Genomic DNA, 11,310 nt, shown 5'->3' on the forward strand with positions numbered 1-11,310 from the left:
CCACCTGAAAAAGCTGTGGGTTGCTCGTTATTCGGGTCAGCGCGATATATAGTGCTGAATTAAGGACGAATACGCCAATTATAATCCCGAAGCTGAACGAGAAGATGATGACCAATAGGGAAGCGAGAATGGATACCATCATTATAGCAAACAGGGATATGGGCAGCCCGAAAATGACCGCCCGTTTCCTGATATTTTTATAGACCTCGAATCTTTTCATTTAAACTACGATTGAAATTAAATAGGTAAAAATCCCTACAACCGCCCCTGCAATAAGGACAAAGACCAATACGCGGGTAATCCCCTTTTTTAAATCGGCATTCTCACCAAAGAAATGTCCGGCATTAAATAGAAAGCCAACTAAAAAAATGACCCCCAGGATGATTGGAAAGACGGTCCTGATGGTAGTGGAAACGTCGTTTACAGATTCTTCGATTCCTCCAATTTGTGCAAAAGATGTAGCAGACAGAAAAGAGAAGATAGCTGCTAAATAGCTTGATTTTTTCATAAGAAAAGGTTTTAAAAATTATACTGATTTGGATATAGGAAAAATACATATATTTGATTATAAATATCTGAAAATCAAATAATTGTGAATAAAATATTATTTAGTTTCGTTTGAATTCAGTTACTATTATTTGACATCAAATTCTATGAAATTTTGAGTCCAAGCTGTTGATAACCAGAAAATTGAAAATGAAAAAAGTGCTCAAAAACGTCAGTTTTGTGATTTTGCTCTTAAAAATGTGCTTCATTTTTGGACAGGAATTGGCAACTCAAAAGCGAGTTGTTATTGATGTGGGGCACGGTGGAAAAGATTCTGGCGCAATCGGGGTAAATGGAATTCTGGAAAAAGATGTTGTTATGGATATCGCAAATGAGATATTGAAACGAAATAACAATTTGAATAAGCCACTAGACATTTACTTAACCAGGTACAATGACACCTTAATTTCCTTATCCGATAGAACTAAGCTAGCTAAAGCTCTAAAAGCTGATTTGTTTATTTCGTTGCATTGTAATTATTCGGATAATCCAAAGGCGAGAGGAATTGAGATATATGTATCTAATGATGAATCAAACCATTCTAATAATTCAACTTGGTTCGCCTTTCAATTGCAAGCTGGGTTCAATAAGAAATTGGGGTTTGAAAGTAGGGGTGTGAAGTTTGCGAATTTTCAAGTAATTAGAGAATCCTGTAATTTCTTTCCCGCCATTTTAGTTGAGTTGGGATTTTTTTCGAATAAGGACGAGTTGAAATACATTTCAGAACCTTTAAATAAGCAATCCATTGCATCAGCTATTTTAATAGAAGTAATTAATTATTTAAAAGATGAATTATGAAAGAAGTATTTATTGAAATAACTAAGTGCGTTAAGGAAATTATTGGACAATTTATTTCAGAAGTGGTAATAATTTATAATTCTTGGAGACTTTGAACTACTTTCTTTTATCCCCAGCCCCCTCTTCAAAAGCAACAAGATTGAATAATTCCCGCATTCGGCTTCGGACTCTGTTTCCGTAACGTTCTTCCAGTTCCTCGGCATTCAGGTTTGTTGTGGCGTGAGTTTTAACCTTTTGATTTGTCTGAAGAAAAAGTTCATGGCGCGATAACAGCACTTCTCCCATAACATTACAATCTTTTCCGTAGAACCTTCCGGGAGGTTCTACCCCTAAATCATCAAAGCAAAATAATTTATTGTTTTCGTAATCTTCGATGGTTTTATAACCAAGATGGTTGAAGCTAAAAACAACGTTGCGGCATGGAATCATCTCGTAAGGTCTTTGCAAAGGAACAAGGTGACGGAGAAGTTTCATTAGGCTGGTTTTTCCACATCCTACGGGACCAGACAGCAAAAGGCCCTTTTCAACATCAATACCGGACTTCTGGCAGCTCTTTTTGTCTTTGATGAAGTAAGAACTCAACTTTAGTATAATATCTCGGTCTTCCTCGTAGATCTTGAATTTTTCTCCAAATAGAAGCTTTCCCTTTGCATTGAGGTACACCAGGATTTTAGGAAAATCGTAAAGCACTGATTTACCATCAAACTTTCCCAGCGAATATTCCACACCGCCTTCTGTTATTTTAGAGGGGTTGTCCATAGTCTTTGATTTTAGTGGTTTTGAGGTTGTCCCTGTTGTGGGACGCTCCTTTTTTCGTTTGACTGTTTTCTGAGCCGTACAATTCAGCACGATCCATCCAGTTTATGGCTAAGGCCCGCCAATCCCTCACCTCATTTTCATCGCTGGTTTTCCAATCTCTTTCCTGGTAGTGCTCAAAGAATTTTTTTCCTTCATCGGCAGAAAAACCTTTTTCTTTAAAAAAATATAAAACAGCCTGCCTGTCCTTTGGCTGTTTATTAATGTTTACTTGTTTAGTATTGTTTATATTAGATACCAATGCTTGTCCACTCACGGGACGGTGTTGGTACACAGCTTGTCCATTGGTGGGATGGTGTGGGTACACTACTGGTTCACGTATGGGATGGTACCGTTCCGCAAGCTGTTCCAATTTGGGATTGTACTGTCCCATATCTGGTTCGTCACTTGTCTCGATAATGGCCATCTTGATTTTACTGCCTTTGTACGGATTGCTGGACGGAAAATATGAGAGATAATCCCACTTATCCAGTTCAACAATACACCGATGGTAGGTGGATTTTGAGCCGATTTTGGCCACACGCATTAGTTCCCTGCGGTTAACGAAAAATTCACTTGCAAACCGGCTGCTGTTCCACTCATGGAATAAAGCCATATACAGGCTAATATGGGTCGGGTTCAAACGGTCATCAAAAAAGAACTTTTCAAAAGCCGCATTCAGTTGCTTAATATAGTTCATGATCAATTATTCAAATTTGTTTTGTACCCGATTGGCGGTCATCACGTTTTGGATTTCCTCGGCATCATAATAGATAATTCCTCCAACTTTGGTGTAGGGTAGGGTGCCGTTAATTCTTAAGTTTTGAAGAGTTCCCGGACTTACCTGGAGCAGATCCATCACATCAGAAGATTTTAAATATTTCTTTAAAGTTCCTGATGACTGTTTAGTGATGAGATTTCTAATCTCCTCGAGCAATTCTAGTTTGAACTCCCGAAGATCGTCGGTGGTAATAATACTTGTTGGCATAATAGAACGGTTTTTAAAGAAAGGGACTATCAAATGGTTAAATCTTTTTAATTGATAGCCCCTATCAAGGTTTGACTTTCGTTCTACAAATTTGATTAGGTTTATTGGAATTTGTTCCCCAGTACGACCGTAGTACGGTCAAAAATTAACATCTTGAAATTTGTTGGACTTTGGCTGTTTTTATCCTACAGATTTTAAACCTAAATCTTCAAATAGTATTAAATTAAATGAAGATTGGAATAAAATACCGATTTCGGTAGGTCAACCGTAGTACGGTCTTTTTTTAACAATTTTGGAAGATTGAAAAATGTAAATTTTTATTCTTCACTCTTATCCATTTCGGAAAGTAGTGAAGTCGCTAATTGATCAAGGAATAACGTTCTGCTATTTTTTCTGCCCTTGATGTCCTGGTTGGTTTTGTAGATATCCCTTGGTGTATAATCAAAAATTTCCTGAAGCTTTTGGGAAACCTTGATGATGCTAAGGCCATTCTGGTTCCGAAGTCCATTATACCATAGGGCATAAACCAATTCCACCCAATCTGAATTAGTAAAAGGCCACTGTATTTTTTCGGTAGCATGCTGCTTTACCTCTTTTCCATTACGATTATTTTCAAGATTGGACATTCGTTCATCCAGATAAATAACCAATTTATTGTAGGCTTTGAATTTACCTAAGAGCATATCCCTCGGCGTACAAAAATCCGGATCCTGAAAATAGAATTTTGAAGTGGTTATATGAAAGCTATCCAGATAATCCCGGGTGTAATATTCTTTGTCGAAATGGGTTGCCCCGGAATTGACATACTGCCCAAAATCTAAATTGTACAGAAAGAAACGGTTTAGCTTACCAATTTTCTTTTTTATGAATTTAAGCTGGGAGTTTTTATCCGCCTTTGGAAACTGGATTTCAAAGGAATGGACTTCTGAGAAATAAATTAAATGAACAAGGGGAGCCTGTTTTATCGTTTTAAAGAATTCAATTTCGGCTTCAATTGAGTCAAAGCCTTTAGCTATGACTTCTCTTTTAAGTGTAATGAGTAGGTTACGACAGACTTCAATAGAGCGATAGGATTGCTCAAGGATATTCTTACTGTGAAGTTTGATTTCCTTCAGTTCTTCCAATAGCTTGTATGAGGGCAATTCTGTATCCATCTGTAACAATTTTACCGTAAAGCATCATACACTTTTTTATATAAATGGTTAGATAGTCAATTCGAGTCTATCGACTACGAATGATCACAAGGAAATTGGGAGGTACTCTTATGACAGCTAAAGAACCTGCTTGAAGATAATTACAAATAACGTTATTATCAGTAATTGATGCCGTATTTTATTACGGAAAAGTCCGTATTTTCCTACGGAACAAGAATTAAAAGTTCAATACAGTACCGAAGCTATTTATTCTTTGGCTCGAAGCGGGATATAAATTGACCTCTATTCTTGACCGCAGTTTTTTTAAAAATATTTGAGGCATGTTTAGAAACAGTGCTTTCTGCTATGAAAAAATCTCTGGCAATTTCTTTATAGGATAATCCTCGTAAAATGGATAATGCAATTTCAACTTCCCTTCTTGTCAGATCTCCATAGATTATTTTGTTTTTCAGGGCTTCATTTCCTTCTACTTTTTGAAAAGCAAAGACTTCGAAGGCTTCAGGCTTATTCTTTAGAAAACGAAGGAATCTATTTACTTCAATAACTGTTATTGCATAGAAAGCCAGGTTCATTACGGTGAAGGTTAACCATTGATAATCACCTATAACTGTTAGTATGGGCAAAAGGGCTATGCAAGAGATACTTATGATGGCTAATCTATTTTTTTTAGAAACAAATGAATTTTGATTGTCGATGTTTGAAATTCTTCTGTAAAATAAGCCGAGAAAAATAAATGCTATAATTGAAACTGGGATCGTGAAAAGAAGCCTTGCTGAATCTAAAGAATTTGTAAGGAAGTAGGGAATTAAGAATAACAGAATAAAACTACAACCTATCAGTATAGCAATATTGGGAATAGTGGAACCAAATTTTAAAAATTCAATATCATAGTCCTTATACAAATAATAAATTATGTATACACATAGCGCTATTGCTACGCCATAAGTAATGATGTATTGAACAATTATTGGGTCAGGAAAACTTTCTGTTGGCAGGAATCCCCCGGTTAAGTTATAAGCAATATACAGCAATCCGAGAGTTATATACCTTCTTAGACTCAGGCGTTTCAGTTTCAAATTTTGAATGACAGCAATAAGTACAATAATGGTGTCAATCAACAGGTAAAAAAAAGTTGTCCAATGGATTGAGGTGCCAAACATCATTGTTTCTCATCTTTACGCTCAAATTTATTTGTCTCTAAATTTTTGATAACATTGCTCCAATGAAAAATCTTACCGTTCATAGCCACATAAACATCTGGCTTTAAAAATTGTAAGGCACATATTGCATAGCCTAAATTAAATGGAGCATCTGTATTTTGAAAGGATCCCAGAATAAAGGAACCGGTGAGAACTATCGTTTTATTTATTTTTCGTTCTGCTATATGTTTTGCAGTTTCTTCCATAGTGAAAGTACCATGAGATACTAAAATTTTTGAAGGTTTTGAAGTTTGGATTTTTTCTACCAAATACTCCCGGTCTTCAAATGTGATAGATCTGCTGTCTTTCTGGAAAACTTCTTCTATGGAAAAAGAAAATGAAACATTCGCCGCTTCCAGAAAATTACTTAGTGAAATTTTCCCGGTGTTTTGTTCTTGATCATAATCCAGCCCTTCGATGGTGCCACCTGTTGTAAGTATATGTATCAAAATTGTAAGATTTGGGATTTTACGTACTAAAGATAAGGTACTTATTCTTTAGTAAATACTGAATAAGGATTTTTTTGACCAGGAGAAGCTAATTGCCTGTGGCAAACAACCACAAGTTAAGATAGATTGTTGCCACCATTCCTTATTCGCAGTAACACTTGAGATGCGAGTGCCAACATGGGCAGTTCCAGTAAGGGGCCAATTACCAGCGCGAGAGAAATCAATGGATCATTAGGAAATGCCGTCAGAGCAATGGCAAGCGATATAGGTGAATTCCGGGCAAGAGTCGTCAAATTTAGACTTGCTGAATCCTCATAATTAAACTTCAAAAGATAACTTCCAAAACGGCTGACCAGGAAGTTCACCATGAAAAAGATTAGGATTGGGACGAGAAGAATATAAAGCACGCTTAGATTATTAGTAAGATATTCTCCCTGCGATGCAAACATTGCGACAATAGCCAAAGCCAAAAAAATGATTTGTGCAGTTTCAAAAAAGGGAAGGATCTTCTGTTTCATCAGTATCGTTTTTCTCCGTTTAGATCCCCAATATTTTATAAGCTGGGCGAATAGAAATGGAATGAAAAGAACAAGTAAAATACTTTCCCACAAAATTACCGGGTCCACAGAGCCTGTTTTCCCAAAAAACAACAGCAGGTAAACGGGGAGAAGGATCAATTGCAAGATCAAATTTATCGGCAAAACAGCTGCGGCCAAAGAAGTGTTTCCTTTGGCTATTCCTGTAAAGATCAAATACCAGTCTGTACAGGGGGTTACCATCAGCATAACAAATCCTATCCACAAGCTCAAATGTTCCTTTAACAGCAGTAGCCCTAATAGATAAGCAAATATTGGTGTCCAGATGAAATTGATTACCAGGTTGGCTGATATGAATTTAAGATTGGAAAAGCTGGCAAGCAGGTTCCTCAAAGGAATATTCAAAAACAACCCGAAAAGCATGACCATCAGGAATGGGACGATAAGGTATTCTGAAACTATTTTAATAACTGCGATTTGACCCAGAAGCAGGCCCAAACCTACCGCTAATGCTATTATGAAAGTATGAAATTTATTTAATGTGTTCATTAACTGATTATTCTGTGTAAATTCCTGCGCCTACGATGGTGCCTATCCCATAAAAAGTAAGGCATAATGTTCCCAATGATTTATTAGTTCAGCAATTTCTTTTGATTTTATCAGTTCCCGGTTTTTTTAAAGGTTATAAATCCATTCCAGTATATGAAATTTGCAATTTACTGAGTTCTATGCTGAAATTTTTCTTCCATTTTTAAAAGCCTCCCAACTTTCTTTCAGTGCGTAAGGAACAATAAGAAGGGCAGCCACAGGATCTGCCCACCACCAGTCTAGATACTGAACTGCGAGTAAACCGGCGAGTACTGCTACAGTTTGATAAAGACATACAAAGGTGTCTTTAGAATCGGCTATCAACTCCTGGCTATCCAGTTTTTTGCCGTACCTGTATTTATACCAAATCAGTATAGGGTTTACTACTAGTGAAATAAGCAAAATGATAATTCCCAGAGTACTCCAGTCAGGGGCTTCCTTACTAATAAATTTGGTGACGGAATCATAGGTAATGAATATACTGACGAGCAGAAAAGAAGTAGCAATTACATACAGGGTGATCCTTTCCCTTTTTTTCACCCGTTCTTCCTCTATATCCTTTAATTCTCCATTTAACCGCCACCATAGGGTGCTCGCCGAAACAACCTCCACAACACTATCCAGCCCCCAACCAATTAGGGCAGAGCTGCCCGAGGTAAAGCCGGCAAATAGTGAGACACCTACTTCAATGATATCATAGCCTACATTGTATTCCTGAATTTTTTTGGCTGTTTTTAGGTTTTTTTCTCTTTGCTGATCTTTCATAATGTTGATGTATAATTGAATCAAGTTCCATTAGCTTCTAATCCATTTATGAGCTTCCTCCTGAAAAATGGACTCAAAAAAGCCTATTTCAGCGGTAAAAAGTGGTGCCATAAGATCTCTCATCCAACCACGCCATTCTTTACTCCCTACAACAGCAATCCGCTCGAAAGCGTCCTGGAATTGATGTAACCCGGCATCTTTCCAAGTGGTTTTAGCGGAGTCCTGCCGGAAATCCTGCATCTCAAAGTACCAGTGGATTTTACCTGACTGCTCAATTCTTTCTTGCAATGCCGGAATTACCCGTACCCAGTCGGCTTCAGTCAGCCTTGCTATGGCAACTGTTTCGATTAAGTTCTTTTGTGGATTATTTATAATCTTTAGCATATCTCTGAAAAAACAAATGGTTAATAGGAACAAATGGTTCACAGGCTTAAATATTGCTTTGGCCACTGCTAAAAATGTTCAGCACCCAAAACAAGACAACCGCAACATAAACAAATAAGAGAACGAAAAGTGTAAAGACCTGCCAGCGTTTAAATCCGTGTTCATTGCTTTTCCCTCCCCAATGAATGAAAGCGGCATAAAGAATACCGACTAAACCAACAAAACTAAGAACAGTTGCAAACAGCGGGAAATTACTTACCGGAAGTCCCACGATGGCAAGTGGGAAAAAGGCTATAGTGAGTGTTACAGCATGATCTCCGATTACACTGGTCACGGCAGAAGTTATTTGACCACTTTTAGCCACGCTCCAGGTGGCAAAGATTTCCGGCAGTGCGGCCATAGGTGCCGTAATAAATAAACCACCGACTATTTTAGATATTCCAAGGGCAGAAACAATATTTTCTGTGGCACGTACTGTGAAGAAAGCTCCTATGCCCAAAGCTGCCACACCTGCTACTGCGAACCATATCTCTTTCTTTTTCCAGGTTACCTTTTCGCTTTCTTTTTTTCCTCTAAACAAGGCCTGCGTTAAGTAAACTAAGTACATACCCAACATAATCCAGGCATCTACAGGTTGTAGTCCCCGCCATTGAGAGGGCACAGTTAGTACGGCAACTACTGCAATAATTACCAGATAAGGAATGGCTTGTACGGTGACGGCGGTGGGATCCACTTTAAGCAGATGTTCAGAAAGATGCTCTTTATGAGCCTCTTTTGCATTTTTCTTTTTGAGGTGCCTGGTCGCTACATAGGCGGTAATTACCATAAGCGGAATGGCAATGACATTCGAGCCGAACATGGTTCCCAGACCAATGTCACTAACCCCGGTAATAGCACTTGTGATATTTATGCCTATCTCAGGGCTGGCCGCTGCCACCCCTATTAAGGCTCCACCGGCAGCGACCGAGAAGCCCCATTGTTTTCTTAGTTTTTTTAAAGGGGTGGCTAAATGTTCAGCGCCCCAATGGGCTGCCCATACAGCAGCAAGCAAAACCAATGCCCATATCCATGTACTCATATCTGCTTTTAAAGATTTTTTTAAGTTCTCAAATTAAATTTCGTTTTTTTAGCTGATGAACATCCTTTATTGCGGACAAGTTTCTTAAACTATTAAAAATTGAAAATTATTTCAATTTATAAAAAGATAAAGGAACTTTCTCCTAAACTTCTGTTAGAACCTTTTTTTATTTCTCTTCTTCCACACTTTAAAAAACAAATTCCAAGAAAAATTAGCCTTGTAAGTCTTTCAAAACAAACCAGAAAAATAAAAATGCTAATACAAACAAGCCTATAAGCATTAAAATTCCATTTATTCTGTCCTTTCTGGTAATTTTACTTTTCGGGGATTTTTTATTTTTTATCTTTTTTGTTTTCCTTCTATCTTTTGGATTTACAGACATAACTGTTGATTTTTGTAAGTGTTCTTTTGAACCTATCCCTCTTCATTTTCTCCTTACCTAGTAACATCAGGTTCCTTAGCAATTGATCCAATTTATGAAACAAGCTGGAATCCAATTTGTTGTGAGGATAGCCAGAATCTTTTTTATTATGAGCCAAGTTTAGCTGTTTTAAATTGATTACTCCTAAAATAAAAAATATTGGTGCTACAGCTAAATCAAACATTTGCACTCCAAATAACCATATAAAAATGGATACAAATACTGAAACTAACAGGATAGAGGCTAAAATCTTGTTCGATTTATTTTTTATGATGTATGGAATGTAAACCAAATATAAAGGATTACACCAAATAATATTCATATTAAATTTAACCTCTGGATGTTCTGAGAAAATCCATATTATTGATAATAACGATCCAATCACACCAATTGAAAAGCAAATCATCAAAACTATGGGGTTAGGAAACCAGTATAAGATTATTAAAAGTAAAAGTGTGAATACAACTACAGGAGAAAACCAATTGAAAATATTGAATTTATCTTTAACCAGCACATCGTTTAATACCTGTTCTGATTTTACCAGCTTTTTCCCTTGGAGAAAGGAATTCCCAACTTGTTTTTTTAGGAATTTTGGTAAAAACATACGCTGTAATGTATTGGTTTTTTTATCCAATGATTTCCCCAACATTAAATTAATTCCGAACCTAAGCCAAAGCTTTTCTCCAAGGTAAGAATTAATCAATTCCCTATTTGTTTTTTTTATTTTATGATCCGGGAATTTAACACCTACTTCAAGTAACAGATCACGAATTTCTGTAGAACAATTTTTTTCCAAAAAAGAATACAAGTAATATCTATTTTCTGGTCTGTACAAAAAATTTAATTTTTCTAGGAACTCATTTTTTTCTTGTTTGCCAAGATTTAATTTCTGCTCAATTACAGTTCGGTTTCCACGAGTATATTCATTAATGAAATCTTCAGTTTGATGGATCCCTAATCTATATTTTAATTTTCCTTTAATAAATTTCAACGTAAAATTAGGAGTATCAAAATCAAACATACCGAAATTATAAATTTTATCTATACCATTTTCTTTGTCGAAAATCCTGATGGCGCTATGACCAAAGGCAGAGTAGATTTCATTGCCAGGTGAACAAGTTAAGATACTGATTTCAATAGAATCTTTTGCAGAGCATAACTGACTTACAAAAAAGATTAATATGAAAATTAGTTTTTTCAATATTTCCATTATTTAACTTCAGTAAGTTATCCTAATCGGTGTAGGGAAAAGATAGGAGGACCAATTAATTTCTTTAACCTTACTAGTTGAAAGTGTAAAAACAAATTTCGAAACATAAGAAACCTTTTTTAAAGATTTAGCTATCATTAAATTGTACTCCACCTTGAGTCAAGGACTACAGTTTTTCGAACTGCTCCAGTAATTACAGGGACATCAGCCAACTAGTTAATTTGATAAAAAATTTAGATTATTTTTACTATCTATAGACTTTCTTACGTACTGCATTTATATACCACAAGCCCAGGATAAGTATCAACAAAATGCTCTGCCCCAAAATAGATTCCACGGTAGGATAAATCCCCAACTACTCTATTCTCATTTGATACGGAATCATAGTAGCAGAGAGTA

The 11,310-nt window shown here is 36.4% G+C and carries 13 protein-coding genes; 1 reads left to right on the forward strand and 12 read right to left on the reverse strand.

Going from position 1 to position 11,310, the window contains the following annotated elements; all coding sequences use genetic code 11:
- Positions 1-220 precede the first annotated feature (220 nt).
- A complete protein-coding gene (locus tag RM541_RS13345) occupies positions 221-508 on the reverse strand; it encodes a hypothetical protein (protein WP_311500638.1) in 288 nt (95 codons plus the stop codon).
- 188 nt (positions 509-696) lie between these two features.
- Between RM541_RS13345 and RM541_RS13350 the strand changes: the two genes are divergently transcribed.
- Positions 697-1,344 carry an N-acetylmuramoyl-L-alanine amidase family protein gene (locus RM541_RS13350; protein WP_311500639.1) on the forward strand — a complete coding sequence of 216 codons (648 nt, stop codon included), beginning with the start codon at positions 697-699 and terminating at the stop codon, positions 1,342-1,344.
- Positions 1,345-1,440: 96 nt separating this feature from the next.
- Here the strand turns inward: RM541_RS13350 and RM541_RS13355 are convergent, their stop codons facing one another.
- The 11 genes from RM541_RS13355 to RM541_RS13405 form a co-directional block, all read right to left on the reverse strand.
- On the reverse strand, positions 1,441-2,103 hold the full coding sequence (locus RM541_RS13355; protein ID WP_311500640.1) for a P-loop NTPase family protein: 663 nt from the start codon (positions 2,101-2,103) through the stop codon (positions 1,441-1,443).
- Positions 2,087-2,839, reverse strand: coding sequence for a hypothetical protein (locus tag RM541_RS13360; RefSeq protein ID WP_311500641.1), 753 nt, complete (start codon positions 2,837-2,839; stop codon positions 2,087-2,089). Before RM541_RS13360 ends, RM541_RS13355 begins: the two co-directional genes overlap by 17 nt.
- Before the next feature lie 6 nt (positions 2,840-2,845).
- Positions 2,846-3,127, reverse strand: a complete 282-nt coding sequence (locus RM541_RS13365) for a helix-turn-helix domain-containing protein (RefSeq protein WP_311500642.1) — start codon at positions 3,125-3,127, stop codon at positions 2,846-2,848.
- Positions 3,128-3,444: 317 nt separating this feature from the next.
- On the reverse strand, positions 3,445-4,281 hold the full coding sequence (locus tag RM541_RS13370) for an RteC domain-containing protein (protein WP_311500643.1): 837 nt from the start codon (positions 4,279-4,281) through the stop codon (positions 3,445-3,447).
- Positions 4,282-4,523: 242 nt separating this feature from the next.
- Positions 4,524-5,357, reverse strand: a complete 834-nt coding sequence (locus RM541_RS13375; protein WP_311500644.1) for a helix-turn-helix domain-containing protein — start codon at positions 5,355-5,357, stop codon at positions 4,524-4,526.
- An 83-nt stretch (positions 5,358-5,440) separates the two neighbouring features.
- The gene (locus RM541_RS13380; protein WP_311500645.1) at positions 5,441-5,929 is read right to left on the reverse strand and encodes an asparaginase domain-containing protein; all 489 of its coding nucleotides are present in this window, start codon (positions 5,927-5,929) and stop codon (positions 5,441-5,443) included.
- A 116-nt stretch (positions 5,930-6,045) separates the two neighbouring features.
- On the reverse strand, positions 6,046-7,014 hold the full coding sequence (locus RM541_RS13385; protein WP_311500646.1) for an arsenic resistance protein: 969 nt from the start codon (positions 7,012-7,014) through the stop codon (positions 6,046-6,048).
- A 177-nt stretch (positions 7,015-7,191) separates the two neighbouring features.
- Positions 7,192-7,818 (reverse strand): cation diffusion facilitator family transporter, encoded by a 627-nt coding sequence (locus tag RM541_RS13390; protein WP_311500647.1) that lies wholly within the window; start codon positions 7,816-7,818, stop codon positions 7,192-7,194.
- A gap of 30 nt (positions 7,819-7,848) precedes the next feature.
- A complete protein-coding gene (locus RM541_RS13395) occupies positions 7,849-8,202 on the reverse strand; it encodes a SpoIIAA family protein (protein WP_311500648.1) in 354 nt (117 codons plus the stop codon).
- Between the two features lie 46 nt (positions 8,203-8,248).
- Entirely contained in the window at positions 8,249-9,280 is a 1,032-nt protein-coding gene (locus RM541_RS13400; RefSeq protein WP_311500649.1) for a sodium:calcium antiporter, read from the reverse strand.
- Positions 9,281-9,639: 359 nt separating this feature from the next.
- Positions 9,640-10,902 carry an Lnb N-terminal periplasmic domain-containing protein gene (locus RM541_RS13405; protein ID WP_311500650.1) on the reverse strand — a complete coding sequence of 421 codons (1,263 nt, stop codon included), beginning with the start codon at positions 10,900-10,902 and terminating at the stop codon, positions 9,640-9,642.
- Between the last annotated feature and the right edge of the window lie 408 nt (positions 10,903-11,310).

The sequence above is a fragment of the Autumnicola psychrophila genome (assembly GCF_031846645.1).
GTDB lineage: Bacteria > Bacteroidota > Bacteroidia > Flavobacteriales > Flavobacteriaceae > Autumnicola > Autumnicola psychrophila.

Excerpts from the sequence above, each read along its gene's own strand:
- RM541_RS13345 (WP_311500638.1), bottom strand. The coding sequence starts at position 508 with ATGAAAAAATCAAGCTATTTAGCAGCTATCTTCTCTTTTCTGTCTGCT.
- RM541_RS13350 (WP_311500639.1), top strand. The coding sequence starts at position 697 with ATGAAAAAAGTGCTCAAAAACGTCAGTTTTGTGATTTTGCTCTTAAAA.
- RM541_RS13355 (WP_311500640.1), bottom strand. The coding sequence starts at position 2,103 with ATGGACAACCCCTCTAAAATAACAGAAGGCGGTGTGGAATATTCGCTG.
- RM541_RS13360 (WP_311500641.1), bottom strand. The coding sequence starts at position 2,839 with ATGAACTATATTAAGCAACTGAATGCGGCTTTTGAAAAGTTCTTTTTT.
- RM541_RS13365 (WP_311500642.1), bottom strand. The coding sequence starts at position 3,127 with ATGCCAACAAGTATTATTACCACCGACGATCTTCGGGAGTTCAAACTA.
- RM541_RS13370 (WP_311500643.1), bottom strand. The coding sequence starts at position 4,281 with ATGGATACAGAATTGCCCTCATACAAGCTATTGGAAGAACTGAAGGAA.
- RM541_RS13385 (WP_311500646.1), bottom strand. The coding sequence starts at position 7,014 with ATGAACACATTAAATAAATTTCATACTTTCATAATAGCATTAGCGGTA.
- RM541_RS13390 (WP_311500647.1), bottom strand. The coding sequence starts at position 7,818 with ATGAAAGATCAGCAAAGAGAAAAAAACCTAAAAACAGCCAAAAAAATT.
- RM541_RS13395 (WP_311500648.1), bottom strand. The coding sequence starts at position 8,202 with ATGCTAAAGATTATAAATAATCCACAAAAGAACTTAATCGAAACAGTT.
- RM541_RS13400 (WP_311500649.1), bottom strand. The coding sequence starts at position 9,280 with ATGAGTACATGGATATGGGCATTGGTTTTGCTTGCTGCTGTATGGGCA.